At 70.0% G+C, this 26773-nt stretch carries 23 protein-coding genes; 9 read left to right on the plus strand and 14 right to left on the minus strand.

The annotated features are described in order from the left end of the window. Window positions 1-243: 243 nt before the first annotated feature. The 4 genes from BM109_RS32270 (at window position 244) to BM109_RS32285 (ending at window position 4247) form a co-directional block, all read left to right on the plus strand. Entirely contained in the window at window positions 244-1065 is an 822-nt protein-coding gene (locus BM109_RS32270; RefSeq protein ID WP_093352237.1) for an isocitrate lyase/PEP mutase family protein, read from the plus strand. Between the two features lie 271 nt (window positions 1066-1336). Next, a complete protein-coding gene (gene hemP / locus BM109_RS41845; RefSeq protein ID WP_371269083.1) occupies window positions 1337-1489 on the plus strand; it encodes a hemin uptake protein HemP in 153 nt (50 codons plus the stop codon). Between the two features lie 129 nt (window positions 1490-1618). Next, the gene (locus BM109_RS32280; RefSeq protein ID WP_093352239.1) at window positions 1619-2032 is read left to right on the plus strand and encodes a ferric uptake regulation protein; all 414 of its coding nucleotides are present in this window, start codon (window positions 1619-1621) and stop codon (window positions 2030-2032) included. Between the two features lie 91 nt (window positions 2033-2123). Beyond that, entirely contained in the window at window positions 2124-4247 is a 2124-nt protein-coding gene (locus BM109_RS32285) for a putative bifunctional diguanylate cyclase/phosphodiesterase (RefSeq protein WP_093352242.1), read from the plus strand. A 19-nt stretch (window positions 4248-4266) separates the two neighbouring features. Here the strand turns inward: BM109_RS32285 and BM109_RS32290 are convergent, their stop codons facing one another. Beyond that, on the minus strand, window positions 4267-5637 hold the full coding sequence (locus tag BM109_RS32290) for an MFS transporter (protein WP_093352245.1): 1371 nt from the start codon (window positions 5635-5637) through the stop codon (window positions 4267-4269). 112 nt (window positions 5638-5749) lie between these two features. On the opposite strand from BM109_RS32290, the gene BM109_RS32295 reads away from it, so the two are divergent. Then, window positions 5750-6619: a LysR family transcriptional regulator gene (locus BM109_RS32295; protein ID WP_093352247.1), complete on the plus strand. Its 870-nt coding sequence runs from the start codon at window positions 5750-5752 to the stop codon at window positions 6617-6619. Between the two features lie 10 nt (window positions 6620-6629). Here BM109_RS32295 and BM109_RS32300 read toward each other — a convergent pair whose 3' ends face one another. From BM109_RS32300 to hutU, 8 genes are all read right to left on the minus strand, one after another. Next, window positions 6630-9176 carry a hybrid sensor histidine kinase/response regulator gene (locus BM109_RS32300; protein ID WP_093352250.1) on the minus strand — a complete coding sequence of 849 codons (2547 nt, stop codon included), beginning with the start codon at window positions 9174-9176 and terminating at the stop codon, window positions 6630-6632. 119 nt (window positions 9177-9295) lie between these two features. Then, on the minus strand, window positions 9296-10888 hold the full coding sequence (locus BM109_RS32305) for a hypothetical protein (RefSeq protein WP_093352252.1): 1593 nt from the start codon (window positions 10886-10888) through the stop codon (window positions 9296-9298). A gap of 239 nt (window positions 10889-11127) precedes the next feature. Beyond that, window positions 11128-12048, minus strand: coding sequence for an NADPH:quinone oxidoreductase family protein (locus BM109_RS32310; protein WP_177239514.1), 921 nt, complete (start codon window positions 12046-12048; stop codon window positions 11128-11130). Between the two features lie 47 nt (window positions 12049-12095). Continuing rightward, the gene (locus BM109_RS32315; protein ID WP_093352257.1) at window positions 12096-13283 is read right to left on the minus strand and encodes a CaiB/BaiF CoA transferase family protein; all 1188 of its coding nucleotides are present in this window, start codon (window positions 13281-13283) and stop codon (window positions 12096-12098) included. Window positions 13284-13290: 7 nt separating this feature from the next. Then, entirely contained in the window at window positions 13291-14085 is a 795-nt protein-coding gene (locus tag BM109_RS32320; RefSeq protein ID WP_093352261.1) for an ABC transporter ATP-binding protein, read from the minus strand. Beyond that, window positions 14082-14975, minus strand: coding sequence for an ABC transporter permease (locus BM109_RS32325; RefSeq protein WP_093352263.1), 894 nt, complete (start codon window positions 14973-14975; stop codon window positions 14082-14084). The genes BM109_RS32320 and BM109_RS32325 overlap by 4 nt, the downstream gene beginning before the upstream one ends. A 10-nt stretch (window positions 14976-14985) precedes the next feature. Further along, window positions 14986-15942 (minus strand): ABC transporter substrate-binding protein, encoded by a 957-nt coding sequence (locus tag BM109_RS32330; protein WP_093352266.1) that lies wholly within the window; start codon window positions 15940-15942, stop codon window positions 14986-14988. 17 nt (window positions 15943-15959) lie between these two features. Next, window positions 15960-17696, minus strand: coding sequence for a urocanate hydratase (gene hutU / locus BM109_RS32335; RefSeq protein WP_093352268.1), 1737 nt, complete (start codon window positions 17694-17696; stop codon window positions 15960-15962). A gap of 150 nt (window positions 17697-17846) precedes the next feature. Here hutU and BM109_RS32340 point away from each other — a divergent pair, with 150 nt between their 5' ends. Next, a complete protein-coding gene (locus BM109_RS32340; RefSeq protein WP_093352271.1) occupies window positions 17847-18809 on the plus strand; it encodes a LysR substrate-binding domain-containing protein in 963 nt (320 codons plus the stop codon). Here the strand turns inward: BM109_RS32340 and BM109_RS32345 are convergent. The 3 genes from BM109_RS32345 to BM109_RS32355 form a co-directional block, all read right to left on the minus strand. After that, window positions 18787-20811, minus strand: a complete 2025-nt coding sequence (locus BM109_RS32345) for a putative bifunctional diguanylate cyclase/phosphodiesterase (protein WP_093352655.1) — start codon at window positions 20809-20811, stop codon at window positions 18787-18789. The two genes, BM109_RS32340 and BM109_RS32345, sit on opposite strands and share 23 nt — an antisense overlap. Before the next feature lie 161 nt (window positions 20812-20972). After that, window positions 20973-21596 carry a nitroreductase family protein gene (locus BM109_RS32350; protein ID WP_093352273.1) on the minus strand — a complete coding sequence of 208 codons (624 nt, stop codon included), beginning with the start codon at window positions 21594-21596 and terminating at the stop codon, window positions 20973-20975. A 105-nt stretch (window positions 21597-21701) separates the two neighbouring features. After that, a complete protein-coding gene (locus BM109_RS32355; protein WP_093352276.1) occupies window positions 21702-22490 on the minus strand; it encodes an SDR family NAD(P)-dependent oxidoreductase in 789 nt (262 codons plus the stop codon). Between the two features lie 93 nt (window positions 22491-22583). Between BM109_RS32355 and BM109_RS32360 the strand changes: the two genes are divergently transcribed. Then, entirely contained in the window at window positions 22584-23474 is an 891-nt protein-coding gene (locus BM109_RS32360; protein ID WP_093352278.1) for a LysR family transcriptional regulator, read from the plus strand. 42 nt (window positions 23475-23516) lie between these two features. Here BM109_RS32360 and BM109_RS32365 read toward each other — a convergent pair whose 3' ends face one another. Together BM109_RS32365 and BM109_RS32370 are read right to left on the minus strand one after the other, a co-directional pair. Then, window positions 23517-23756: a hypothetical protein gene (locus BM109_RS32365; RefSeq protein WP_057594656.1), complete on the minus strand. Its 240-nt coding sequence runs from the start codon at window positions 23754-23756 to the stop codon at window positions 23517-23519. A gap of 172 nt (window positions 23757-23928) precedes the next feature. Beyond that, a complete protein-coding gene (locus BM109_RS32370; protein WP_093352281.1) occupies window positions 23929-24153 on the minus strand; it encodes a hypothetical protein in 225 nt (74 codons plus the stop codon). A 193-nt stretch (window positions 24154-24346) separates the two neighbouring features. On the opposite strand from BM109_RS32370, the gene BM109_RS32375 reads away from it, so the two are divergent. Both BM109_RS32375 and wecB read left to right on the plus strand, forming a co-directional pair. Continuing rightward, on the plus strand, window positions 24347-25381 hold the full coding sequence (locus BM109_RS32375) for an alpha/beta fold hydrolase (RefSeq protein WP_093352283.1): 1035 nt from the start codon (window positions 24347-24349) through the stop codon (window positions 25379-25381). A 248-nt stretch (window positions 25382-25629) separates the two neighbouring features. Beyond that, window positions 25630-26763: a non-hydrolyzing UDP-N-acetylglucosamine 2-epimerase gene (gene wecB, locus BM109_RS32380; RefSeq protein WP_093352286.1), complete on the plus strand. Its 1134-nt coding sequence runs from the start codon at window positions 25630-25632 to the stop codon at window positions 26761-26763. The last annotated feature ends 10 nt before the right edge of the window (window positions 26764-26773 follow it).

Genomic DNA, 26773 nt, shown 5'->3' on the forward strand with positions numbered 1-26773 from the left:
AACAGTGCAGCCTCGCTGGCGACAAGGCGGATGAGCGACCCGGGGGCTTGAATTCGAGGCAGGACGACATTCGGAAAATTTCGGTCGCCATTTGTTGCCATCTCTCCATCAAATGACCGCTTCTTGGGGACGACCACGCCTCCGCCGGCAGCACTATCCAATGCGCGCGACCGCAGTTTTTTCCAAGCCGCTGCGACGCGCCTTTCCTAAGCTCTGGCCACCTTTATCCAACAGCCAGAGCCCATGCCATCCCAGACCGACCTCTTCCATCGCCTGCACACGGCCCCCGCGCCCCTGATCCTCGTGAACGCCTGGGACGCCGCCAGCGCCCGCGTCATCGAGCGCGCGGGCGCGAGTGCCATCGCCACCACCAGCGCGGGCATCGCGTGGTCATTGGGTTACTCGGACGGCGAACGGATGCCCGCCGGCGACCTGATCGCGGCCTGCGCGCGCATCTGCCGCGTGGCGCACGTGCCGGTCAGCGTGGACCTCGAACGCGGCTACGGCGACAGCACGCAGGCGGTGCGCGACGTGGCGGCCGCGCTCATCGACCTGGGCGTGGACGGCATCAACATCGAGGACGGCACGCGGCCCGGCACGCGCGAGCTGGTGCCGCCCGACGTGCTGTGCAAGCGCATCGCCGCGATCCGCGCGCTCGATGCGCGCTTCTTCATCAATGCGCGCACCGACACCCACATCGTCCCCTGGGACGACCCGGCGGCACGCTTCGAGGAAACGCTGCGCCGCGCGGCGCTCTGCGCGGCGGCGGGCGCGGACGGCATCTTCGTGCCCGGCCTGTCGAGCCCCGAGGAGATCGAAGGCCTGTCACGCGCGGTGGCCCTGCCGGTCAACGTGTACGCGGGCTATGCCGGCGCGCCCACGGTCGAGAGCCTCGCCCAGGCCGGCGCGCGCCGCGTCAGCCTGGGCTGCGGTCCGCTGCAGGCGGCGCTGGGCTTGGTGGGCCGGCTCGCGAGCGAGGCCTTCGCGCACGGCCGCTTCGATGCGATGGACGAACGCATGCTGTCGGTCGGCGAGCTCAACGCGCTCTTTTCACCCGCCGCATGAAAATTCAGTTTTCATTAATGCGAATCACTCTCATTCAGTGCTATAGTCGAGCCAAGTCACCAACCAGCTTCATCCCGAAGCGACCACCGCCACCATGCAAGCTCTCCTCTCTCAAGGAAGCCAACCGTCCCCGTCGGGACTGACCAGCCACCGCCCGACCCTGCGCGTGCGCCGCGCTGCGACGCCGCAGCCCGTCGCCCTGACGGTGGAGGCCTTCGTGCACGAGCCGGTGCTCGCGGACGAAGTCGCCCGCGAAGCCGCCGCGCCGGAGTTGGTTCGCCAATTCGACGACGCCGCGCTGGTGACGGCCAGTCTCGACAGCGCCGCATTGCTGCGCGGCCAGAAGGTGGTCGAGATCTCGCACAACGGATTCGTGTACAGGCTGCAGGCCACCAAGCTGGGCAAGCTCATCCTGACCAAGTAGTTTCAGTTTCATCGTGGGGCGACTCCGAGACTCAACGGTCTCCAAGGGTCGTTTTTTGCTAGCCATCGGTTCACCGGCCAGCCATGCATTTTTTTCCCACGCCGACGAACATCGACCGGACGCACGCGCATGGACGAGCACGCCGCCGCTCCCGACCTGAAGCAGACGGGGCTCAAGGCCACCCTGCCGCGCCTGAAGGTGCTGGACCTGTTCCGCACCAGCAAGCAGCGGCACATGGCGGCGGAAGACGTCTACCGCCAGCTGCTGGCCGAGCAGACCGACCTGGGCCTGGCCACCGTCTACCGCGTGCTGGCCCAGTTCGAGCAGACCGGCCTGCTCAAGAAGAGCCAGCTCGGCAACAACAAGGCCGTGTACGAGCTCAACGACCGCGAGCGTCACCACGGCCACCTGGTGTGCACCAAGACCGGCGACGTGCTCGAGTTCTTCGACCCCGAGATCGAGAACCGCCTGAAGGTCATCGCGGCGGAACTGGGCTTCGAGCTTTCCGACTACGTGGTCACGGCCTTCGGCGCGCGGCGCTAGCCGCCTTCCCTCGCGACGTGACGCGCCCACGCCCGAGCGGGTCGTACCCCCGCATCAACCCCTTGTTACATGCTCGCGAGATACTCGGGAGGTGAACGCCCCGTCCCTTTTTCTCCCGTCCCACCACGACCCGCTGATCGTCGCGGCCTCCCTGCTGATCGCCACCCTGGCCTCCTTCGTCGCGCTCGACCTGTCGCGGCGCATGCGCGGGCCCGGCGGAAATTTCCAGCCGCTGTGGTGGAGCGTCGGCTCGGTGGTGCTGGGCACGGGCATCTGGTCGATGCATTTCGTGGGCATGCTGGGCTTCACGCTGCCGATCGAGCTGGGCTTCTCGGGCTGGTACACCTTCCTGTCGTGGGTCGCGGCGGTCGCGGCCTCCGGGGTGGCGCTGTGGGTCGCGAGCCGGCCCAACTACAGCCTCGGGCGGCTGGGCGTGGCTTCGCTGGTCATGGGCGGCGGCATCTGCGGCATGCACTACATCGGCATGGCGGCGCTGCAGATGGCGCCCGGCATCCTGTGGCAGCCCGTGATCGTGGGGCTGTCCGCGCTGATCGGCATAGGCGCCTCGGCGGTGGCGCTGCTGATCATGCGCAACCTGGTCCGCGTGAGCGCCGCCCGGCGCCCGGCCGTGCAGCTGCTGGCCGCGCTGGTGATGGGCGTGGCGATCTGCGGCATGCACTACACGGGCATGGCGGCGGCCAATTTCGCGCCCGATTCGGTCTGCCTGAGCGCCGGCGAGCTGCACGGCACGGGGCTGACGGTCATCGTGGTGCTGGCGTCGTGCGTGCTGCTGCTGGGCACGCTGCTCGGCTCGATCCTCGAGGCGCGCATGCAGATGGTCACGCAGCGCCTGGCGCTGTCGCTCGAGGACGCCAACGCCGAGCTCACCCACGCCAACCGCGAGCTGCAGCGTCATGCCTTCACCGACGCGCTGACCGGCCTGCCCAACCGCGTGCTGTTCGAGGACCGGCTGGAACACGCGCTGGCGCGCATGGCGCGCGTCAACCAGCCGCTGCTGAAGGAACGCGTGGCGATCCTGTTCGTCGACCTCGACGGCTTCAAGCCGATCAACGACTCCTTCGGCCACGCGGCCGGCGACGAGATCCTGCGTGCCGCGGCCAAGCGGCTGATGGACGTCGCGGGCGACGGCGACACGGTGGCGCGCATCGGCGGCGACGAGTTCCTGCTGCTGCTCGAAGGCGTGAGCGATGCGGCCGAGGCCGCCCAGGTCGCCAACCGCGCGCTACGCAAGCTGGCCGAGCCCTTCTCGCTGCAGGACAAGCCGCTGCAGATCGCCTGCTCGATCGGCATCGTGGTCTACCCCGGCCAGGGCGAGCCCGACAAGCTCGTGGCCAATGCCGATGCCGCGATGTACATCGCCAAGCGCGCCGGCGGCGCGAACTACGTGATGTTCGAATCGCACATGGGCTCCGACGTGGCGGCGCAGCTGCGGCTGCAGAGCGACCTGCGCCGGGCCGTCGACCTGAACCAGTTCGAGCTGCACTACCAGCCGAAGATGGACGGCCGCGACGGCTCGCTCAGCGGCGTGGAGGCGCTGGTGCGCTGGAACCACCCCGAGCTCGGCCTGATCGGGCCGGCGCAGTTCATCGGCCTGGCCGAGCGCTTCGGCATGATCGTGCGCCTGGGCGACTGGATCCTCGACGAGGCCTGCCGGCAGATCGCCCAGTGGCGCACGCAGGGCCTGTCGATGCCGGTGGCGGTGAACCTGTCGGTGATGCAGCTGCGCGAGGTGGATTTCGTCGAGCGCGTCGAGCGCGCGCTGGCCCGGCATGCGGTGCCGGCCTCGCTGCTGCTGTGCGAGATCACCGAGTCGGTGGCGATGGAGGACATCCGCGCCACGCACCGCACCTTCGAGGGCCTGGCGGCCGTGGGCGTGTTCCTGTCGATCGACGATTTCGGCACCGGCTACTCGAGCCTGAGCCAGTTGCGCCGGCTGCCGGCGCGCCAGGTCAAGATCGACCGCAGCTTCGTGCAGGACCTCGAATCCAAGGAGGATTCGCGCGCCGTGGTCGACGCCGTGATCCGGCTCGCGCATGCGCTGGGCCTGAGCGTGGTGGCCGAGGGGGTCGAGAACGAGATCCAGCGCGACATCCTGCTGACGATGGGCTGCGACGAGCTGCAGGGCTTCCTGTACTCGCGCGCGCTGCCGGCCTCGCAGCTGTTCGACTGGCTCGCGGTGCGCGCCGCGGCCTGAGCGCAGCCCGCCACCGCCTTCATCGGCCGCGCGGCAGCGGCTCTAGCCGCCACCAGCACAGCGCGCAGCCCAGCAGCAGCAGCACGGCGGCGATGCCCGTCGACAGCTGCATGCCGCGCAGGAAGGCCTGCGGCGCGGTGTGGCGCACCAGGTGGCCGAACACCGCGACTCCGAGCAGCCCGCCGACCTGGCGCGAGGCATTCAGCACGCCCGAGGCGATGCCCGCGCGCGAGGCCTCGACCGAGGACAGCGCGAGGTTGGTCATCGTCGGCACGCACAGCGCCGTGCCGCTCGCGGCCAGCAGCATCGGCAACACCAGCCAGGCATAGGCGCCCTCGATGCGCACCGGCAGCAGCAGCGCATAGCCGCAGGCCGCCAGGCCCAGCCCCATCACCATCAGCCGCCGCGCGCCGATGCGCGTGACGAGCCGGCCCGCGAGCACGCTGGCGCCCATCAGCACCAGCGTCATCGGCAGGAAGGCCAAGCCAGTCTGCTGCGGCGACAGGTGCTGCTGGACCTGGAAGAACAGGCTGAAGACGAAGACCAGCCCGTAGTAGCCGAAGTTGACGACCACGCCGCACAGGGAGGCGATCGCGAAGGCGCGGATGCGCAGCAGGCCCAGCGGCAGCATCGGCGCGGCGCTGCGTGCCTCGATCCAGACGAAGGCCCCGCCTGCCACGAGCGCCAGCAGCAGCCCGCCCGCGACCCAGGCGCTGGTCCAGCCCAGCCGCCCGGCCTCGACCAGCGTCGCCGTCAGCGCGGCGAGCGCGAGCACGGCGGCCAGTTGCCCGGGCCCGTCGAGGCGCCGCGCATGGCCTGGCCCGTCGGCGGCCACGTGGCGCAGGGTCAGGGCCCCGGCCAGCAGGCCGATCGGCAGGTTGATCAGGAAGATGCTGCGCCAGCCCCCATGCGCGACCAGCACGCCGCCGAGCACCGGCCCGGCCGCCATCGCGATGCCGCCGATCGCGCCCCACCAGCCGATCGCACGGCTGCGCTCGACCGGGTCCGCGAAGGCCCGCTGCAGCATCAGCAGCGAGTTGGGCACCAGCAGCGCCGCGCCGACGCCCTGCAGCAGCCGCGCCGCCACCAGCATGCCGAGCCCGGGCGCCGCGCCGCAGGCGACCGAGGCCACGGTGAACAGCGCGAGGCCGCCGAGGTAGATGCGGCGCGGCCCCAAGCGGTCGCCGAGCGCGCCGCTGCTCAGCAGCAGGGCCGCGAACACCAGCGTGTAGGCATTGACCACCCATTGCAGCCCGGCCACGTCGGTGCGGAACTCGCGCAGCAGCGCATCGAGCGCGACATTGACCACGCTCACGTCGAGCAGCACCACGACGAAGCCCAGCGACGCGGCCACCAGCGTGCCCCGGCGCGAAGACGATCCGGTTCGCATGTTCCACCCTTTGCATCCATGAAGAGGAGGCGATGGTGGGCCGCGGCGCTCTGTGCGTGAATTCCCTAAAATCGCGGACTCACTGCGAGAAAACGCACAGATAAACAACACCATGTTCGACTGGGAGAACCTGCGCCATTTCCTGGCCGTCGGCCGCGCCGGCACGCTGTCGGGTGCCGCGCGTTCGCTGCGCGTCGACCATGCGACGGTGAGCCGCCGGCTGGCGGCGCTCGAGGCCGAACTGGGATTGCCGCTGGTGGAGCGGCTGCCGCGCGCCTGCCGCCTGACGGCCGCGGGCCTCGAGGTCTTCGAGCAGGCCAAGGCGATGGAGAGCGCCTCCTTCGCCATCGCGCGGCGCAGCCAGGCACGGCAGGTGTCGCTGCGCGGCAAGGTGACCTTGAGCGCCTCGCCGGTGCTGGCCACGCACTTCCTCGCCGCGCGCATGGCGGACTTCCATGCGGTCTATCCCGACATCCAGCTGTCGGTGCGCTCCGAGGCCCAGCAGGTCTCGCTGAGCCGCGGCGAGGCGGACCTCGCGCTGCGCCATGTGCGGCCCAGCGAACCGAACAACATCGCGCGCCGCGTCGGCCGCATCCCCTTCGCGCTCTATGCGGGCCGCGACTACCCCGCCCTCGCGGAGCCCGCGCGCTGGACCTTCATCGCCTACGACGACCGCTTCGCCGACATGCCCCAGCAGCGCTGGCTGCTCGGCAACGCGGGCGAGCGCCCGGTGGGCTGCGAGCTCGGCGACATCAGCAGCCAGCTCGTCGCCGCGCGTGCCGGCGCCGGCGTCGCGGGCCTGCCCTGCTTCCTCGGCGACGCGGAGCCCGCTCTGGTGAAGCTCGAGCCCGGCGGCGAGCCCTTCGAGCATGCGATCTGGCTGGTCACGCACCGTGAGCTCAAGCGCTCGGCCACGGTGCGCGCGGTGATGGACTATCTCGCCCGGGCCTTCGCCGACAGCGAGGCGCTGCGGCTGCCCTGATCGCCGCGTCCTAGGACGCGTCGAGCACCTCGCGCACGCGCACCGCCAGTTCCTCGATCGTGAAGGGCTTGCCGATCAGGTGCACGCCCGCGTCGAGCACGCCGTTGTGCACCACCGCGTTGCGCGTGTAGCCCGTGGTGAACAGCACCTTGAGTTCCGGCCGCCGCCGCAGCGCCTCGTCGGCCAGCTTGCGGCCGTTGGTCTCGGGCATCACCACGTCGGTGAACAGCAGCTGGATCTCGGGATGGGCATCGATCAGCTTCAGCGCCGCCACGGCGCCGTCGGCCTGCAGCACGCGGTAGCCGAGCTCGGTGAGCGCCGCGACCGTGAGCTGCCGCACCGCGGGCTCGTCCTCCACCACGAGGATCAGCTCCTCGGTGCCGCCCAGCGGCGTGTCGGGAGCCGCCTCGGCCTTCTCGTCCTCGGCGGGCGCGCCGAGCAGGCGCGGCAGGTAGACCTTCACGGCCGTGCCCTCGCCGACCTCCGAATAGATCTTCACGTGGCCGCCCGACTGCTTGACGAAGCCATAGACCTGGCTCAGGCCCAGCCCCGTGCCGCGGCCCACCTCCTTGGTGGTGAAGAAGGGGTCGAAGGCCTTGGCGACCACCTCGGCGGGCATGCCCGAGCCGGTGTCGCTGACGGCGATCATCACGTACTGCCCGGACGAGAGGCCGAGGTGCTCGACCGCATAGCGCTCGTCGAGGTGGGTGTTGGCGGTCTCGATGGTGAGCCGCCCGCCGTCGGGCATGGCGTCGCGCCCGTTGACCGCGAGGTTGAGGATCACGTTCTCGAGCTGGTTGGGGTCGGCGTGCGTGCGCCAGAGGCCGCCGGCCAACACGGTCTCGAGCTGGATCGCGCCGCTGAGCGAGCGGCGCAGCAGGTCCGACATGCCCGCCACCAGCCGGTTGGCATCGAGCGACTCGGGGCGCAGCGGCTGCTGGCGCGAGAAGGCGAGCAGCCGTTGCGTCAGCAGCGCGGCGCGCTTCGCGCCATCGCGCGCGGCCTCGACGTAGCGCCGGGCGCGAACGTCGTCGGCCGCGAGCTGCCGTCCCAGCAGGTCGAGCGAACCGATCACCACCGCGAGCATGTTGTTGAAGTCGTGCGCGATGCCGCCGGTGAGCTGGCCCACCGCCTCCATCTTCTGCGCCTGGCGCAGCGCCTCCTCGGTCTTCAGCCGCTGCGCGACCTCCTCGGCCACGCGGTGCTCGAGCGAGTCGTTGAGTTCGAGCAGCGCGCGCTCGGCGCGGTGACGCTGGGTCACGTCCTGGAACAGCACGGCAACCTGGCGGCGCTCGGGCGGCTCGACGCGGAAGGCGGCCAGCTCGAGGAAGCGGCCGGTGCGCACCAGCTCGCGCTCGAAGCGCACCGGCTCGCCCGTGAGCAGCACGCGGCGGTAGATGTCGACCCAGCCGTCGGCCTCGTCGGGCACCATCTCGCGCACCCGCTGGCCCACCACGTCGGCGATGCCGGCATTGGCCAGGTAGGCCGGGTTGGCCGTCACGTGGACGTAGTCGCTCATCGGGCCGTGCGGGCCGTCGAGGAATTCGATGACGCAGAAGCCCTCGTCGATGGTCTCGAACAGGGTGCGGAACTGCCGATGGCTCTCGCGCAGCGCGAGCTCGGAGGCCTTGCGCTCGCTCAGGTCGAGCATGGCGCCGATCATGCGCAGCGGCCGGCCCTGCGCGTCGCGCAGCACGGTGCCGCGGTCGAACACCTCGGCATGGCTGCCGTCCTTGCGCAGGAAGCGGTACTCCTGCGTCCAGGCCGTTCCGCCGCCGTCGATCACGGCATGGATGCCGGTCTCGACACGCGCGCGGTCCTCGGGATGGATGTGGTCGAGCCACCAGTCGGCGCTGGTCTCCTCCTCCGTGTGGCCGAACAGCGTGGTCAGCGCCTGGTTCCAGACCACGTGGCCGTCGGACAGGCGCCAGTCCCAGACCGCATCGTTGGTGGCCAGCACCGCGAGCCGGTAGCGCTCCTCGGTCTCCGTGCGCTGGGCCTGGCGCCGCGTCGCCTCGTCCTCCTTGTCGGCCAGTTGGCGCCGGGCCAGCACCTGGGCGGTGGTCTCCCAGACGGTGCACAGCAGGCCGCGCACGGCGCCCTGTTCGTCGCGCAGCGGCGCATAGGAGAAGGTGAACCAGGTCTGTTCCTCCAGCCCCTCGCGGTTCACGACCAGCGGCAGGTCCTCGCGATGGACCGGGCTGCCGGCCAGCGCCGTCTCGACCAGCGGCCCGACCTCGGACCAGATCTCCGCCCAGACCTCGGCCAGCGGAGCGCCCAGAGCTGCGGGATGCTTGCCACCGAGGACCCGCGCGTACGGCTCGTTGTAGACCATGCCCAGGCCGTCGCCCCAGGCCAGCCACATCGGCAGGGCCGAATCGAGCATCAGCGACACCGCGTGGCGCAGCGCGCCGGACCAGCCCTGCGGCGGCCCGAGCGCCGAGCGCGCCCAGTCGTGCTCGCGCAGGAAGGTGGCGGCGAGCGTGCCGTCGGGCCGGAAATGTCCCTCGTGCTGCAGTGCGGTGCCGGGCCCGCCGTGTGTCTCGCCGTTCTTCATGAGTGCGTCCGCGTGCTGGGCGTATCCCTTGGTGCGCCTGTCCAGGGTCGGTATCGTAGGGGCGCCGCGGGCTGTGCCGCGTCGGCGGGCAGGCCGTCTCGCGACCGGTCCCGGGCGATCTAGGGGCCGGACGCCGGCGGCGGCACCGCCCACGGGTTCGCGGATCCCGGCGGTCTCAGCACGGACGGCGCGGACGGATCGGAGGACGGCATCGTCATGCTCGGCGGCGAAGCCACTACCGGACGGACCGGTGCCGGCCGGGGCATCACGGGCAGGGGCGACAGGCCCCGAACCTCCGACAGCCCCGCGGTCGCATCGCCCGCCCGCCGCCCGAACTCGCGCTTGATCGCCCGGTCGATCAGCGGATAGGGAAACATCGCGAGCTTGCCCATGAGGCAGTTGATCATCAGGCTGTCGAAGGAGCGGCCGAACGATCCCTTCTCGAATTCCCTGGCATGAAGCTCGAGGATGCGGATCGCGTCGTTGCACTTGAGCACGTCGGCCTTGCCCTTGCCGAGCGAGGCGGCCAGCTTCCTTGCCTCCGGCAGCGTGGCGTAGGGCTGCTGCACCAGCGCGGCCGGTGCGATGACCGGTGCCGTCGGCGCCGGAGGTCGCGCCGGCGCCGTGACCAGGGGCAACGGCGACGAAGGTGCAAGCGCCGGGAACGAAGCCGCCGGTGCGCTCGGCGCGCGCGGCAAGGGTGCCAGCGTGCGATGCGGCGCCGGAGCCGGGGCGGGCGGCGTCGAGAGCCTCGACAGCGTCGACGCGAGCCCCATCATGCCGACCAGGCACATCACCACCACCCACGGATTGCTGGCGGACGCCGCGTTGCCCGTGGGCACCGGCCGCGCCTTGGGCCGCGCGGGCGCGAACGCCACGAAGCGCCGCCACGCCGGAATGGCCGCTTCCCATGCGCGCCAGCGCTCGATGTTCGAGGGGTTGGTGACGATGTGCAGCCAGTGGGGGAAGTTGCGCACCGCCTGCTCGGCCAGCGGCAGCGACTTCGCGAGCCGGCGCACGCCCGGCTTGTCCGGCGAGCGCAGCTGCCGGATCGGTTCGCGCAGGCGCTCGCGCGTGGCCTCGGGCAGGCTGTCGTACGCATCCAGCTCCTGGATCGCGTGGTCGATGATGACGCCCGAACGGCCCAGCCTCGAGAGCGACGCCGCTTCCTCGCGCCAGCGGAAGGCACCGACGGCCGGGGCGAACACCTTCTCGTGCCCGGGGCGCCAACCGTTGGCCAGCCACGAGGCCACGCCCAGCTCGAACAGGAACCGTGCATCCACATCCAGCAGCCGCGGATCCTCGAGCGCGGCATCCAGCGCCGCCCGCGCTTCGTGCCGATCCGGTGTGCCGGCCGCGGCGAGGCGGGCCATGAGGGCGTCGAACACGGCGCGGGCGTAGTCGTCGGACCGCTGCATTCGGGACGGCGCAGCGGCGTCGTCGACGGGGCCGCTCGCAGGTGCCGCCGGGGTTGGCGCAGCCTCCTCCGGCGAAGCGGGTGTCTGGTCCGGCGCATCGCGCGCTGCGGCATCGCGGTGCGCGAGCCAGGCCAGCACGAGCTCATAGCGCTCGCGCAGCGCCTGGAACCGCGCGGGCTCCGCGGCGACGTCGATCTGCTTGAGTTGCGCGGCATAGGCGCGGCGTACCGCCTTGCCGTCCGTGTCTTCCGAAAGGCCGAGCGACTGCAGGGCCGCGAGCACCTGCGCGTTCATGGCCGGGCATGCCCATCAAGGGAACACGGGAGCACCGCGTCCCCGGATCCCCGTGCCTGGCATGCCGCCATCCGGCTGCTGGCGATGCCCCGTTCCTTGCCGACCGTCATCCTCGCCCCTCGTGTTCCGCTTTCGTGGCGAATGTATACGAGCGAGGCGACGGCCGGCGCTCGCGCCGGGTCGAGGCGTCGGAGGATGCGCGCGGGCACCTGGGCTTGCCCAGGCCGCCGAACGCCGGGTCAGGGGTTGCCGTCGGGCAGCAGCACCAGCTTGCCGAAGGTGCGCCGCTCCTGCAGATCGGCCAACGCGCGAGGCAACTCGCTGAAAGCGTAGCGACCGCCCACGTCCGCGTGCAGCTGCTGGTGCCTGAAACCCGCCAGCACGTCGTCCAGCGCCTGCCCGATCAGCGGCAGGTCGCGCTCGTGGCTCCAGTAGATGCCCAGCGCCGACGCGCTCTTGAGCAGAAGACGGTTGGCGCGGATCTCGGGAATGCGTCCGCTCGAGAAACCCACGAGACAGAGGCGCGCGCCATGGGCCAGGCACTTGACGCTGCGGTCCGTGATATCGCCCCCCACCGGATCGATGACCACATCCACGCCCTTGCCACCGGTGGCCTGCATCACCTGCTCGACCCAGTCGTCCTCGCGGTAGTCGATGCAGACCGAAGCCCCGCGCTCCCTGCAATGCGCGAGCTTGTCCTGGCCACCCGCGGTGGCGATGACGCGCGCACCGGCCCGAACCGCGAGCTGGGTGGCCGCCAGCCCGACCCCGCCGGCGGCCGCGTGCACCAGCACCGTCTCACCCGCCTGCAACCGGGCCCGTGCGAACAAGGCGATCCACGCGGTCGGCCAGACCACCGGCAGCACGGCGGCCTCGGCCAGCGGGACTTCCTCGGGCACGCGCACCAGCCACGAGGCCTCGGCCACGGCGAACTGCGCGAAGCCGCCCCACATGACCTTGGTGGCGACCCGGTCGCCGGGGCTGAAGGCGCCACCGCCCGAAACGCTCTCGACGATGCCGCTGATCTCCTGGCCCGGGGTGAAGGGCAGCGGCGGCCGGATCTGGTAGGCGCCGCGCGTCATCAGCACGTCCGAGAAGTTGAGCCCGGCAGCGGCCACCCGCACCAGCACCTGGCCCGGCTTGGGATGCGGCAGCGGCATCTCCATGAGCTCCGGAGGCTGCGTGACGTCCCTGACGATCCACGACTTCATACGGCCCCCCGCGCGCGCAGTTGCGCAAGATCCGCCGGCGCGATGCCGATGCCCTGCAACACCTCGTCGGTGTGCGCACCCAACAAAGGGTCGGCCTGGACCTTCGCCGGATCCCCCGAAGAGAACACGGCCGGCTGCAGCACGAACGGCCAGGGGCGCTCGACATCCTGCGCCTGGGCGACCCGCCCTCGATCCTGCCGCGCGGACTGCGCATGGGCCTGCTGCAGATCCCAGACCGGGCCCGCCGGAACGTCGGCCTCCAGGCAGGCCTGGACCACCTCGTCCACGGTCCGCTCGCGCGACCATGCCGTGATCGCCGCCTTCAGCGCCGGCTCGTTGCGCGCGCGCTGCAGGTTGTCGACGAAGCGCGGGTCCTCGACCCATTCGGGCTTGCCGATCAACGGCGCGAAGCGGCGAAAGAACCCGTCGTTGCTGACCACGATCACCGCCCAGCCGTCGCGGGCCTCGAAGCAGTCCACTGGCGACGTCACGGGATGGCGGTTGCCCACGCGCTGCGGCGCCGTGCCGCTGGCGAACAGGCGGCTCGCGCTGGTGAGCTGCAGGGCCAGCATCGCATCGAACATCGACAGGTCGATCTGGCGCCCCTGGCCATCCCGCTCGCGGGCGAACAGCGCCGTCATCAGCGACCAGGCACCGAACAGGCCCGTCACGAGGTCCGCCACCGAGTCGCCCACGCAGGTGGGCTCCTGCCCGGGACGGCCCGTGGTGCTCATGAGCCCGGACATGGCCTGGATGATCAGGTCATAGGCCGGCCGCCCCTTGAATTCGCCCTGCTGCCCGAAGCCCGAGATGCTCAGGTAGACCAGCGAGGGATTGCGTGCCTTCAGCGTCTCGTAGTCCACCCCCAGCCGCTGCGCGACGCCGGGGCGGAAGTTCTCGACCACCGCATCGGCGGTATCGACCAGCGCATACAGCATCTCGCGGGCGCGCTCGTCCTTGAGATTGAGCGTGACGCTCTTCTTGTTGCGGTTCAGCAAGGAGAAGTAGACGCTGCGGCCGTCGACGAAGGGGCCGAAGTGGCGCGAGTCGTCGCCGGTCACGGGCGTCTCGATCTTGATCACCTCGGCCCCCACGTCGGCCAGCAGCGCGGTGCAGTAAGGCCCCGACATCACGCGCGACAGGTCGACGATGCGCAGGCCGTTCAGAAGTTGTTGTTGGGTCATGAGAGGGTCATCCCAGAAGAAGGCTGTCGTCGCTGAGTTCCTTGCCGCTGCGCTGGGAGAACAGCGCCAGCAGGTCCGGAACATCGAGCCGCTCGCGTTCGCTGCCGGCGATGTCGAAGACGATGCGCCCCTGGTGCAGCATGATGGTCCGGTCGCCGTGATCGAGTGCCTGGCGCATGCTGTGCGTGACCATCAGCACCGTGAGCTTGAGCTCACGCACGAGGTCATCCGTCAGCTTCATCACGAACTCCGAGGTGCGCGGATCGAGCGCGGCCGTGTGTTCGTCGAGCAGCAGCAGGCTCGACGCGTTGAGCGACGCCATCAGCAGGCTGATCGCCTGGCGCTGCCCGCCCGAGAGCAGGCCCATGCGATCGTGCAGCCGGTTCTCCAGCCCGAGGCCGAGCCGGGCCAGCGCCGCGCGGATGCGCTCGCGCCGAGGCGCCGTCACCGCGTGACCCAGTCCGCGCGCATGGCCGCGCGCCAGGGCGATGGCCATGTTCTCCTCGATCGTCAGTTCCTCGCAGGTGCCCGCCAGCGGGTCCTGGAAGACACGGGCGATGGCCCCGGCGCGACGCGCGACCGGCCAGCCGGCGATGGCTTCGCCATCGATCGTGACGGCCCCGCCGGTGGGGGTCGTCTCTCCCGCGAGCACATTGAGCAAGGTCGACTTGCCGGCGCCGTTGGAACCGATCACCGTGATGAACTGCTGCTGGGGGATGTCCAGCGACAGGCCGCGCAGCACGTGATTCTCGAGCGCGGAGCCGGGATTGAAGACCACATCGAGCTTCTCGACCCTGATCATGCTTTTCTCCCGCGCAATGCACCGGCCAGGCCCACGCCGGGCGCAACCAGTGCCAGTGCCACGAGCGCCGCGGTCACCATGTTCAAGTCGGAGGGCGTGAGCCCGATGCTGTCGACGTCCAGGGCCAGCGCCACCGCGATGCGATAGAGCACGGCGCCCACCAGCGCGGACAAGGTCGCGCGCACGATGGTCGTGTTCCTGATCAGCACCCCGCCGCCGATCACGGCGGCAAAGCCGACGACCACCACGCCGCCGCCCATGTTGACGTCGGCCGAGCCCTGCGTCTGCGCGAAAAGCGCACCGCCGAGGGCGGACAGCCCGTTCGCCATGGCGAGCCCCAGCCAGGTCATGCGGCCGGTGTGGATGCCGTAGGCAGCCGCCATCCGCGGATTGGCGCCGGTCGCCCGCAGGGCCAGGCCGGTTTCGGAAGCGAGGAAGCGGTTGAGCAGCAGGACGATCGCCGCGCACAGCAGGATGAGCACGAGCGGCACCGCATAGGCACTGCCGACGAAGTGCGCACCCAGCCCCGTGAACACCGTGTCCGTACCCAGCAAGGGCGTGTTGGGCCGCCCCATGATGCGCATGTTCACCGAATACATCGCGACCGAGGCCAGGATGCCGCTGAGGATGTGCAGGATGCGCAGCCGGACGTTGAGGAAGGCCGTGAGCGAACCCGCGAGCATGCCGGCGACGAAGGCCAGCAAGGTGGCCAGGTAGGGGTTGGCGCCCGCGACGATCGATGCGGCGGCCACGGCACCGCCGAGCGGGAAGCTGCCCTCCACCGTGATGTCGGGGAACTTCAGCAGGCGAAAGGTGATGTAGGTTCCGAGCGCGACGAAGCCGAAGATCAGCCCCGTCTCGAGCGCGCCCAGCAAGGCGTAGAAATTCATCCCGCCCTCCTCAGCGATTGACGATGTTGGCCTGGCGGGCCACGTCGTCCGGAATGCTCAGGCCCGCGGCCTGCGCGGCGCGCTGGTTCACGACCGTGCGAAACACCTGCGGCGTTTCCACGTCGATATCGCCGGGCTTCGCGCCCTTGAGGATCTTGACGACCTGGCGGGCCGCCTCTTCGCCGACGGCGTTGTAGTCGAAGCCGATCGAGGCCACGGCGCCGCGCTCCACGGTGCGGGTCTCGGCCGTGAACACGGGAATCTTCTGTTCCTGGCCGATGCGCACCGCCGATTCGAGCGCCGCGTACACGGTCGGATCGTTGGGAATCCAGACCACGTCCGTCTTGCCCACGAGCGAACGCATGGCCGAACCGACCTCGTTGGAGGTGGGCGCGTTCGCCTCGACCAGCGTCATGCCATGGGCCTTGAGCAGCGGCTTGAGCACCTCGATCTGGTAGCGCGAGCCATCGAGCCCGGTGTTGTAGATCACCCCCAGGCGCCTGGCCTGCGGCATGAAGGCCTTGATCAGGCGCAGCTGCCGCTCGATCGGCGCGAGGTCGGAGATGCCGGTGGCGTTGCCGCCCGGACGCTTCAGCGACGGGACCACCTTGGCGCCGAGCGGATCGGTCACCACGGTGAAGACCACGGGCACCGTCCTCGTGGCCGACAAGGCCGCCTGCGCCATCGGCGTGGTGATGGTGACGATCACGTCGGGCGCATCGCCGACGAACTTGCGCAGGATCTGCGTGGCGATGCCCGCGTTGCCCTGGGCCGACAGGTAGTCGAGCCTGAGGTTCTGGCCTTCGACGTAGCCCGCGCCGCGCAGTGCGTCCACGAGCCCGGTCTTGACCTGGATCAGCTGGGGAATGTCGACCATGTTTGCGATCGCCACGTGCCTGGTCTGCGCCGAGGCCATCGACGCGCCGACGACGAGCCCGAGGGCCAGGAAGTACCTTGTCCATTTCATGACGTGCTCCTTCAGAGTCAGGCTGCCAGCGAAGGCAGGTCCAGTTGGCGCTCGCGCGCGGTGCGCGCGGCGATCTCGTAGCCCGCGTCGGCGTGACGCATCACGCCGGTGGCGGGATCGTTCCAGAGCAGCCGCGCGATGCGCTCGTCGGTGCCTTGCGTGCCATCGGCCACCAGCGCCATGCCCGCGTGGATCGAGTAGCCCATGCCCACGCCGCCGCCGTGATGGATGCTGACCCAGTCGGCACCGCAGGCCGTGTTGAGCAGCGCATTCAGGAGCGGCCAGTCGGCCACGGCGTCGGAGCCGTCGAGCATGCCTTCGGTCTCGCGGTTCGGGCTGGCCACCGAGCCCGAGTCCATGTGATCGCGGCTGATGGCGATCGGCCCGCTGAGCTCGCCGTTGCGCACCATCTCGTTGATCGCGAGCCCGGCGAGATGTCGCTCGCCCAGGCCGAGCCAGCAGATGCGCGCGGGCAGGCCCTGGAACCTGACGCATTCGCGCGCCATCGTGAGCCAGCGGCCCAGCGCCTGGTCCCGCGGGAACAAGGCGCGCAGGCGCTCGTCCGTCTTGTAGATGTCCTGCGGATCGCCCGACAGCGCGACCCAGCGGAAAGGCCCCTTGCCCTCGCAGAACAGCGGCCGGACATAGGCCACCACGAACGACGGAAAGTCGAAGGCCTGCGTCACGCCTTCATCGAGCGCGACCTGGCGGATGTTGTTGCCGTAGTCGAACACCACGGCGCCGCGCGCCTTGAAGTCCAGCATCGCGCGCACATGCAGCGCGATCGATGCGCGCGCCGCCTGCTCGACCGCGCGGGGGTCGCTCGCGCGCGCCGCCTCCCAGCGCGCCACGTCCCAGCCAGCGGGCAGGTAGCCGTGCAGCAGGTCGTGCGCGGCGGTCTGGTCGGTCACCACGTCGGGACACAGGCCGCGGCGAACGATCTCGGGCAGGACCTCGGCGGCATTGCCGCACAGCGCGATCGACAACCCGCGGCGCTGCGCACGCGCCTCCTCGACGAGTTCGAGCGCATGCGCGAGATCGCGCGCCTGCACGTCGAGGTAGCCGGTGCGCAGGCGCATGTCGATGCGGCTCTGCTGGCACTCCACCACGAGGATCGCGGCGCCCGTCATCCGCCCGGCCAGGGGTTGCGAACCGCCCATGCCGCCGAGCCCCGCGGTGAGCATCCATCGGCCCTCCATCGAGCCGCCGAAATGCCGGCGCCCGACCTCCGCATAGGTCTCGTAGGTCCCCTGCACCGTGCCCTGGCTGCCGATGTAGAACCAGGAGCCGGCCGTCATCTGGCCGAACATCATCAGGCCCTTGCGCTCGAGCTCGTTGAAGTGGTCCTGCGTGGCCCATTTGGGCACGAGGTTGGAATTGGCGATCAACACGCGCGGCGCCATCGCATGGGTACGGAACACGCCCACGGGTTTGCCGGACTGCACCAGCAGGGTGTGGTCGTCGTCCAGCCGCTCGAGCGTTTCGACGATGCGATCGAAGGCGTCCCAATTGCGCGCCGCGCGCCCCACGCCGCCATAGACGATCAGTTGCGCGGGATTCTCCGCAACGTCCGGATCGAGGTTGTTCATCAGCATGCGCAACGGCCCTTCCGTGCGCCAGCTGCGGGCTTGAAGTTCGGTCCCGCGGGCGGCGCGAACGACCCGGGGCAACGATGTCTCGTGAGGCAATTTCTTCTCCTGTGCGGTCCATGCCAAGGCGGCCGATTCGGCGTCACCACCAATTCCATTGCTCATGGATCCGGAGAAAGATGGCGTGCCTGAAAACGATAGGAATTACGCCTGTTCTCCCTAGAATGCGGCGTGTCCGCGACGATTATGAAAATTGCGTTGCATGGCCGAAAGCGATTTTTCCTCCTTGGTGGATGACCAACGCTCATGCATTGAATGCGAACCCACACGCCTTCCCTTTCGTGCCTGCTGGCGTTCGAGGCCAGTGCCCGGCACCACAGCTTCACCCGCGCGGCCGACGAGTTGTGCGTGACGCAGGGCGCGATCAGCAAGCTCATCAAGGCCCTGGAGGACGAACTCGGCACGCTGCTGTTCGTGCGTGAAGGCAAGCGATTGACGCTCACGCCGGCGGCCGATGCGTACCTGCGGCGCATCCAGCCGCTGCTGCACAAGCTCGAGGCCGCGTCGGTCGAGCTCAAGGCCGGGGGCCGCAGCAGCGGCCGTTTCAACCTCGCGGTGCTGCCCAGCATCGCGGCACGGTGGCTGATGCCGCGCTACTCCGATTTCTCGGCGCGCCATCCCGACGTCATCCTGAACCTCACCACCCACCTGTCGCCGTTCAACTTCCACATCGAGGACATCGATGCGGCCATTCATTTCGGCGCCAAGGCCTCATGGAGCGGCGCCGAGATGGAGTTCCTGCTGCAGGACGCGGTGGTGCCGATCTGCAGCCCGGATTTCCTGCGCCGCTACGGCCCGTTCGACGAGCCGCGCCGGCTGCTGGACTACACGCTCGTGCACCTGGCCTCGCGCATGGACTCGTGGAATTTCTGGCTCGGCAGCCTGGGCGTGGAGATGGGACACACGCCGCCGGGACCGGTGTTCGAGCACTACCTGATGATCGTGCAGGTGGTCACCGCCAGCCTCGGCATCGGGCTCGCGCCCTACTTCCTCGTGGCCGACGACATCGAGCAAGGCCGGCTGGCCGTGCCCTATCGCCACTTGGCCAGCGAAGACCTGGCCTATTACCTGGTCTATCCCGGCGAGAAGAAGGACTATCCGCCGCTGCGTGCGTTCAGGGGCTGGCTGGCGCAGGAGCTGGTGGCGACGCAGGGGTCGATCGACGGCTTTCGCGCAAGCTGCCCGCATCCATCGCTCAGGACCTCGACGCCATCGTGACGGGAAGGGAGTCCCGGCGCCGCTCCGCCCACGCCACCACCTGCCCCAACGGCGCCGGCCGCATGAAATAGAAGCCCTGCAGCAGCGGGCAGCCGAGCCGCGTGAGCGTCTCGAACTCCTCCTGGCTCTCGACGCCCTCGGCTACCACCTCGATGTCCATCGAGCGTCCCAGTCGCACCACCGCCTCCACCATCAGGCAACTGGCGGGCGAGGAATCGAGGCCGAACACGAAGCTGCGGTCGATCTTCACCTGGTGCACGTGCTCGCCGCGCAGCGAGGCCAGCGAGGAATAGCCGACGCCGAAATCGTCGATCGCGACCGCGACACCGGACTCGGCCAGCGCGCGCAGCCGGGCGCGCGCGGTCGAGGTGTCGAGCGCGACCTCCTCGGTGATCTCGATCTGCAGGCGACGCGGCGGCAGGCCGTGCGCCGCGAGGACCTGCGCGGTGATGACATCGACCGGCAGCTGCGACATCTCGCGCGGCGACACGTTCATCGCCACCGGCAGCTCGGCGAAGGCGCCGCCGATGCCACCGAGTTGCACCAGGCCATGGCAGACCTCCTCGAGGATGTGGCGCAGCAGGCGCTCGGCCAGGCCCGTGCTCGCGGCCGCGAAGATCACTTCGCCCGGCGCGACCCAGCCGTGCTTCGGATGCCGCCAGCGCAGCACGGCCTCGAGGCTGTGCAGGCGCCGCCCGCGGTCGGCGAGGATCGGCTGGTACCAGGCGCAGATGGCGCGCGTCGCCATGGCCTCGACCATGTCGCGCTCGATGTCGCGCCGGCGCAGCAGGCGGCCGTGCAACACCTCGTCGAAGCGATGGCAGCGGTTGCGCCCGCGCCGCTTGGCTTCGTAGAGCGCTTCGTCCGAGAAGCTCAGCATCTCCTCCGCCGAGCGGTCGAGGCTGGTGCAGATGCCCACGCTCACGCCGAGCTGGCCGCCGTAGTGCGAGGTGGCATGGCCGATCGAATCGATGAGCCCCTGCGCCACGTGCTCGGGCGCATCGGCCGCGCCTTGTGGGCGATAGAAGACCGCGAACTCGTCGCCGCCCCAGCGGCCGACCACCGCGTCATGCTGCGCCAGCCGTTGCTGCAGCCACCGGCCGACGTCCTGCAGCACGCGGTCGCCGGTCTTGTGGCCGAAGGCGTCGTTGATGGCCTTGAAGCCGTCGAGATCCAGCATCAGCGCGGCATGCGGCGCCACGTCCGCCTGCGCGGCCTCGAAGCGCGCGGCCGCCTTCGCGAAGCCCTCGCGGTTGAGCAGGCCGGTCAGCGAATCGTGGTTGGCGCGAAAGTCCAGTTCGCGCGTCGCACGCGTGGACTCGGCATGGGTGCGCTGCAGCTCGGCCGCCATGAACAGCGCCTCGTTCTTCAGCCGGCTGCTGGCGCGAAACGCGCGCTCGCCGCGCCGCGAGGCGTAGACCAGCGTGCACAGGTAGGCGAAGACCATCGCCGCGAGCGCGTTGTGATGAAAGCCGCCGGCATGGAGCAGCCACGCGGTGACGGCGGCCAGCGCGGGCGTCACGAAGACGATAGGCACCGGCGCATAGGCCGCGCTGAAGATCACGGAGCCGGCGCAGACGCCGCAGACGATGGTCAGGAAGAACAGCGTTTCCGACGGGTTGTCGCTGTCGCAGAACAACGGCAGCAGTGCCCACACGCAGCCCGACAGCAGGGACGACAAGGTGATGCGGCGAAAGCGCCTCGCGAGTTCGCGCTCGTCCATGCCGGCCACGGCCTGCTCGACCTCGCGCAGCGACCGGCACACATGGGCCCGGTAGGCATTGGACAGAACGACCAGCAGCAGCCAGGTGGCCGGCCCGGCCCAGTGCGCCGAGGCATAGAGCGCGACCCCGGCGGTCACGCAACCCACGGCCATGCCCGAGGGCACGACGGCACGCACGCTGCGCTGCACCGACAGCAGCTGATCGCTCCTCACCCACCGCGAGAGTTCGTCGGACGACGGACCGCTCGAGGGGTCGTGACCTGATGGGAGATCGACCATGGTGGGCAACTGGTGACGGGAGTCCTCACCCCCTTAACCCATTGCGCACCGGAAGCCGCGCGCCGCCCTTCGTCCTTTTGCCCTTCGGGGCGTCGGCCTGCGCCGACAGGGGCGGCTCGGGCCGCGTCGCCAGAGGCACGACTCGAACCCAGCGCCGCGGCTCAGACCAACTGCAGCACCTGTGCCAGCGGCCGGCGCGGCTTGCGCGGCCAGTTCTGGGGCGTGGCGTAGCCGATGGCCAGCAGCAGCACCGGGATCTCGTCGGCCGCCAGCGCGAAGGCCTCGGCGACCGCGGGCGCATCGAAGCCGATCATCGGCGCGGAGCCCAGCCCCATCGCGTGCGCCGCGTAGATGAGCACGCCGGCGCCGAAGGTCGCGCTGCGCACCGCCTCGTCGCGCTGGCGCTGCGGCTGCTCGAAGTAGAGGCTCTTGGCCGCGCCCTCCCAGCCCGGGACCATCTCCGCCGGCATGAAGCCGGCCTCGACGGCGCCCGCGAGGCGATCGGGCAGCGTGCGGTGGTCGGCGAGCTGGCCGCAGACGATGAAGGTCACGGCGGCTTCGCTGACCTTGGCCTGGTCCCAGGCCAGCGCGCGCAGCCGCGCCTTCTGTTCGGGCGTGCGCACGGCGACGAAGCGCCAGTTCTGCAGGTTGAACGAGGTCGGCGCGGTCGTGGCCAGGCGCACCAGTTCCTCGATGCGCTCGTCGCTGATGCCGCGCGCGGGATCGAACAGGTTGGTGGTGCGGCGCTCTTCGATGGCCTGGAGGATCGGGTACGGATGGGACATGGGAATTTCCTTGGAGGAAGCTTGCGGACGAGCCCCGTCCTCCGCTCGCGCGCGGTGGCGCGGGCGGCTGGAACGGGACGAAGGGAATCGGGAGAGGAGGCGGCGCTAGACGATGCTGTCGACCACGCCGCCATCGACGCGCAGCGCGGCGCCGGTGGTGGCCGAGGCCTGCTCGGAGCTGGCGTAGAGGATCATGTTCGCGACCTCTTCCACGCGCGCGGCGCGGCGGATGATCGACGAGCCGCGCTGCGTGGTGACGAAGTCCGCCGCGACTGCCTCCAGGCCGCGGCCCGAGGCCTCCACCTCGGCCTGCAGCATGTCGGCCACGCCTTCGGACAGCGTGGGTCCGGGCAGCACGGCATTGACCGTCACGCCGGTGCCGGCCAGCCGCTTCGCGAGGCCGCGCGAGACGGCCAGCTGCGCGGTCTTCGAGAAGCCGTAATGAACCATGTCGGCCGGGATGTTGAGCGCCGACTCCGAGGACACGAACACGATGCGGCCCCAGCCGCGCGCGACCATGCCCGGCGCATAGGCGCGCGCGCAGCGCACGCCCGACATCACGTTGGTCTGGAAGAAGCGCTCCCATTCCGCGTCGGGCGTGTCGAAGAAGTCCTGCGGGCCGAAGACGCCGAGGTTGTTCACCACGATGTCGAACTCGGGATGGCGCGCCTGCAGCGCGGCGCAGGCCTCGGACGTCGAGAGATCGCCCGCGAAGCCGTGGGCGCGCGAGGCCGCGTCGCCCAGCCGCGCCAACGCGGCCGCCACGCCGGCCTCGCTGCGGCCATTGATCACGACCTCGGCGCCCGCGGCCAGGAAGCCCCGGGCGGTGGCGAAGCCGATGCCGTTGGTGGAGCCGGTGACCAGCACGCGGCGGTGGTTGAAGTGGATGTTCATGGGGTTCCTTGGTCGATGGCCGCGATCGTATTTCTGCATCGATCCATTGATAATCCGGCGCATCTCCAAATCACCTTTCGACATTTTCGAACAATGGATCGGATCGATGCCCTGCGCCTGCTGATCGACGTCGCCGAATGGGGCAGCTTCTCGGGGGTCGCGCGCCAGCGCGCCGTCGCCACCTCGACCGTGACCCTGGCCATCAACCAGCTCGAGCAGGAGGTGGGCGCGCGGCTCATGCAGCGCTCGACGCGACGGCTGGCCTTCACCCACGAAGGCGAGGCGCTGGTGGCGGATGCGCGCCGCATCGTCTCGGAATGGGATGCGGCCCTGGGCGGCCTGCGCCAGCAGGGCGAGCTATCGGGCCCGGTGCGCGTCACCGCCACCAACGACTTCGGCCGCTCGCAGCTGCGGCCGCTGCTCGACGCCTTCCAGCAGCGCCATCCACGCGTGCGCATCGGGCTGCATCTCAGCGACAGCACCATCGACCTGATCGAGACCCACATGGACCTCGCGATCCGCTTCGGTCCGCTGCCCGACTCGAACCTGCAGGCCCGCCTGCTGGTGCCCGGCGAGCGCTTGGTCTGCGCCGCGCCGGCCTACTGGAACGCGCACGGCCGGCCGACGCATCCCAGTGAACTGGCGCAGCACAACTGCCTGGTGCTCGCGCGCCCCGGTGCGCCGCTCGCGGCCTGGACCTTCCGCGACGGCGGTCGGCCTTTCAACGTCAAGGTGTCGGGCGACCGCGAGGCCAGCGACGGCTCGGTGCTGCGCGAATGGGCCGTGAACGGCGTGGGCGTGATCTTCAAGAACCGGCAGGACATCCGGCACGAACTCGAGGCCGGTGCGCTGGAGGGGGTGCTGGGCGGCTACGTGGCGGGGCCGATCGACCTGTTCGCGGTCTTTCCGGGCGGTGCGCCGAGCCGGCGCGTGGCGGCGCTGGTGGAATTCCTCGCGGCCGCGCTGCAATCGCCGGCAACCTGAGCCTGCCGAGGCTCGGCGCTCAAAGCGCGAGGCTCAGAAATGTCAGAAATGGCCCTGCGCGTCGCCCGTTCGGTCGTGCACCCATCGCATGGCCTGCAGTTGGGCCTGCCGCAGCGCCTCCTCGGCACTGCCGTGCCCGAGGTCGTCCGCGGGCAGTTCATCGGCGATGAAGGCGGGGCCGCCCGCATAGTCGAGCCGCGCCAGGTAGCGGCCGCTGCCGTCGGGTTCCGCACGGCAGATGAACGCGTGCTCCCACAGGTCGATTCTTTCCTCGAAGCTCATTCGGATGGTCCTCTCGTTGTCCGGGTCTTCAATGACTGAGAACGAGTCTATGGAGCGCGCGGCCGCGTCACGTAGGAGCTGCCCGCGCGGGCAAGTCGGCAGGCAGGCGGGCCGCGCGGATGCGACGGCTCAAGTTATCGATAGTCTCATTCCTGAGGAGTCCGCCGAACCGTCACGCGTCAGCCTTGATGCTTCGTTGGAGCAGTTGCTTTCGTCGCGCGCCGAAGTCCGCTTCGACCTCGTCATGCGGGCGCCCCTCTCCGACTCGCACGTCGCGTCGACCGGCCTCCACCTTTCGCGCCACAAATGCTTCGAGCTCCGGAACCTCGCGCTGATTGCGCACGAAGTCGCGCAGCTCAGACTCCAGCTTCATCGTGAATACGGATTCCTTGGACATAGCGACCCTCCTCGCGAAAAAACGAAATTTACTGTCTGCGAACCCGCCCCGGATACACAGCGATACGCAGCCCCGGCCCCCGGCCGCTCCCGCGAATGAACATCCGCGCCATCGATCGCCAGGCACCGCGAACGACACCGGCGCGACAGGCCTTCGGCCCGATGCCATCCACCACCATTCGCAAGGAGTTCCCATGACGCTTTCCTCCCCGCTCGAGCGCCGCTCGTTCCTCGCCAAGGCCGCCATCGGCCTCGCCACGGCCCAGTTCGCGGCGGTCGTTCCCGCGTTCGCGCAGTCGAACACGCCGTCCGCCGGCGGCACGCCGCGGCGCCTCGAGCCGCTCAAGCACATCGATGCGGGCGTGCTCAACGTGGCCTATTTCGAGGCCGGCCCCGCCAACGGCGCGCCGGTGCTCCTGCTGCATGGCTGGCCCTACGACATCCACATGTTCGTCGACGTCGCGCCGCTGCTCGCGGCCGCGGGCTTCCGCGTGATCGTGCCCTACCTGCGCGGCTACGGCGCCACGCGCTTCCTCTCGGCCGACACGCCGCGCAACGGCCAGCAGTCGGTGGTGGCGGCCGACATCTTCGCGCTGATGGACGCGCTGCAGATCCGCAGCGCGACGGTCGCCGGCTGCGACTGGGGCGCGCGCACGGCCTGCATCATGGCGGCGCTGCAGCCCGAGCGCGTGAAGGCGCTGGTGTCGGTCAGCGGCTACCTGATCGGCAGCCAGGAGGCCGGCAAGAACCCGCTGCCGCCCGAGGCCGAGTTCCAGTGGTGGTACCAGTACTACTTCGCGACCGAGCGCGGCCGCCTGGGCTACGACAAGAACCGCAACGCGTTCTCGAAGCTGATCTGGCAACTCGCCTCGCCCAAGTGGAACTTCGATGCCGCGACCTTCGAACGCAGCGCGCGCGCCTTCGACAACCCCGACCACGTCGCGATCGTGATCCACAACTACCGCTGGCGCCTCGGCCTGGCCGAGGGCGAGGCCAGGTACCAGCCGCTCGAGGACCGGCTCGCCAAGGCGCCCGTGATCACCGTGCCGACCATCACGCTCGAAGGCGATGCCAACGGCGCGCCGCACCCCGAGCCCGCCAGCTACGCGAAGAAGTTCTCGGGCTTCTACGAGCACCGGCAGGTCGACGGCGGCATCGGCCACAACCTGCCGCAGGAAGCGCCGCAGGCCTTCGCGGCCGCGGTGGTGGACGTGGCGCGACGCGCCTAGCCGAGCCGGCTGGCCGCCGCCTTGGCGGCCAGAACTGCCAAAAAGTAGACACTTCCGTTTTCAGTTGTTGATGATTTGTTAAATCTTTAGTTACACTGTCCGCTTCGAGGGTCAGACGGCGCAGACCGGTCCCGCCCTGAGGGGGTACGCGAGTACCCCTTTATTCATTTGTTCGTGTCCGGCTTGCCGCCGCCTTGCGTCCACACGCGGGGAGGCTGTGCGTCGGCACCAGCCACTGACTCCTCGAAATGCACGTACTGTCGATCTTCGGGACCCGTCCCGAGGCCATCAAGATGGCCCCCCTCGTCGCCGCCCTGCGCCGCGAGCCGCGCGTGCGCAGCACCGTGTGCGTGACCGGCCAGCACCGCGAGATGCTGACCCAGGTGATGTCGCTGTTCGACCTCGAGGCCGACCACGACCTCGACGTGATGCGACCCAACCAGTCGCTCAACGGGCTCTACGGCCGCCTGATCGCGGGCGCCGACGCGGTGCTCGAGGCCGAGCAACCCGACTGCGTGCTGGTGCACGGCGACACCACCACCGCCGCGGCCTGCGCCATGGCCGCCTTCCATCGCCGCATTCCGGTCGGCCACGTCGAGGCCGGCCTGCGCAGCGGCGACATCCGCTCGCCGTTCCCCGAGGAGCTCAACCGCCGCTTCGTCGATTCGGTCAGCAGCTGGATGTTCGCGCCCACGCCCTCCTCGCGCGATGCCCTGCTCGCCGAGAAGCCGCCGGGGCGCATCTGGGTCACGGGCAACACGGTGATCGACGCGCTCGCGGCCACGGTCGAGCGGCTCGAGTCCGACCGCCCGCTGGCCGCCACGCTCGAGAAGCGCCACGGCTGGGTCGATGCCAGGCGCCGGCTGGTGCTGGTCACCGGCCACCGCCGCGAGAACTTCGGCGAGGGCTTTCGCAACATCTGCGCCGCGCTGCGCGAACTGGCGCTGCGCGACGACGTGCAGATCGTCTACCCGGTGCACCTGAACCCCAACGTGCACGACGTGGTCAAGGCCCAGCTGTCGGGCCTGCCCAACGTGCACCTGATCGCGCCGCTGGGCTACCTCGACTTCGTCTGGTTCATGCAGCGCGCCTACCTGATCCTGACCGACTCGGGCGGCGTGCAGGAAGAGGCGCCCTCGCTGGGCAAGCCGGTGCTGGTGATGCGCGACGTGACCGAGCGCCCCGAGGCCGTGGCCGCCGGCACCGTGCGGCTGGTGGGCACCTCGCCCGAGCGCATCGTGGGCGAGGCGCGCCGCCTGCTCGACGACCCCGCCGTGCACGCCGAGTTCTGTCGCCGCGGCAATCCCTACGGCGACGCGCGCGCGAGCCAGCGCATCGTGGACGTGCTGTGCGAACGGCACACCGCCGAGTTCGTGCCCTGAGCGCCGAACG

It is taken from the genome of Variovorax sp. PDC80 (genome assembly GCF_900115375.1).
Lineage (GTDB): Bacteria > Pseudomonadota > Gammaproteobacteria > Burkholderiales > Burkholderiaceae_C > Variovorax.

What these genes read in the sequence shown, in the direction of transcription:
- BM109_RS32270 (WP_093352237.1), top strand. Translation starts at nt 244, where the DNA reads ATGCCATCCCAGACCGACCTCTTCCATCGCCTGCACACGGCCCCCGCG.
- BM109_RS32280 (WP_093352239.1), top strand. Translation starts at nt 1,619, where the DNA reads ATGGACGAGCACGCCGCCGCTCCCGACCTGAAGCAGACGGGGCTCAAG.
- BM109_RS32290 (WP_093352245.1), bottom strand. Translation starts at nt 5,637, where the DNA reads ATGCGAACCGGATCGTCTTCGCGCCGGGGCACGCTGGTGGCCGCGTCG.
- BM109_RS32295 (WP_093352247.1), top strand. Translation starts at nt 5,750, where the DNA reads ATGTTCGACTGGGAGAACCTGCGCCATTTCCTGGCCGTCGGCCGCGCC.
- BM109_RS32300 (WP_093352250.1), bottom strand. Translation starts at nt 9,176, where the DNA reads ATGAAGAACGGCGAGACACACGGCGGGCCCGGCACCGCACTGCAGCAC.
- BM109_RS32305 (WP_093352252.1), bottom strand. Translation starts at nt 10,888, where the DNA reads ATGAACGCGCAGGTGCTCGCGGCCCTGCAGTCGCTCGGCCTTTCGGAA.
- BM109_RS32310 (WP_177239514.1), bottom strand. Translation starts at nt 12,048, where the DNA reads ATGCCGCTGCCGCATCCCAAGCCGGGCCAGGTGCTGGTGCGGGTGGCC.
- BM109_RS32315 (WP_093352257.1), bottom strand. Translation starts at nt 13,283, where the DNA reads ATGACCCAACAACAACTTCTGAACGGCCTGCGCATCGTCGACCTGTCG.
- BM109_RS32320 (WP_093352261.1), bottom strand. Translation starts at nt 14,085, where the DNA reads ATGATCAGGGTCGAGAAGCTCGATGTGGTCTTCAATCCCGGCTCCGCG.
- BM109_RS32325 (WP_093352263.1), bottom strand. Translation starts at nt 14,975, where the DNA reads ATGAATTTCTACGCCTTGCTGGGCGCGCTCGAGACGGGGCTGATCTTC.
- BM109_RS32330 (WP_093352266.1), bottom strand. Translation starts at nt 15,942, where the DNA reads ATGAAATGGACAAGGTACTTCCTGGCCCTCGGGCTCGTCGTCGGCGCG.
- hutU (WP_093352268.1), bottom strand. Translation starts at nt 17,696, where the DNA reads ATGAGCAATGGAATTGGTGGTGACGCCGAATCGGCCGCCTTGGCATGG.
- BM109_RS32340 (WP_093352271.1), top strand. Translation starts at nt 17,847, where the DNA reads ATGCGAACCCACACGCCTTCCCTTTCGTGCCTGCTGGCGTTCGAGGCC.
- BM109_RS32345 (WP_093352655.1), bottom strand. Translation starts at nt 20,811, where the DNA reads ATGGTCGATCTCCCATCAGGTCACGACCCCTCGAGCGGTCCGTCGTCC.
- BM109_RS32350 (WP_093352273.1), bottom strand. Translation starts at nt 21,596, where the DNA reads ATGTCCCATCCGTACCCGATCCTCCAGGCCATCGAAGAGCGCCGCACC.
- BM109_RS32355 (WP_093352276.1), bottom strand. Translation starts at nt 22,490, where the DNA reads ATGAACATCCACTTCAACCACCGCCGCGTGCTGGTCACCGGCTCCACC.
- BM109_RS32360 (WP_093352278.1), top strand. Translation starts at nt 22,584, where the DNA reads ATGGATCGGATCGATGCCCTGCGCCTGCTGATCGACGTCGCCGAATGG.
- BM109_RS32365 (WP_057594656.1), bottom strand. Translation starts at nt 23,756, where the DNA reads ATGAGCTTCGAGGAAAGAATCGACCTGTGGGAGCACGCGTTCATCTGC.
- BM109_RS32370 (WP_093352281.1), bottom strand. Translation starts at nt 24,153, where the DNA reads ATGTCCAAGGAATCCGTATTCACGATGAAGCTGGAGTCTGAGCTGCGC.
- BM109_RS32375 (WP_093352283.1), top strand. Translation starts at nt 24,347, where the DNA reads ATGACGCTTTCCTCCCCGCTCGAGCGCCGCTCGTTCCTCGCCAAGGCC.
- wecB (WP_093352286.1), top strand. Translation starts at nt 25,630, where the DNA reads ATGCACGTACTGTCGATCTTCGGGACCCGTCCCGAGGCCATCAAGATG.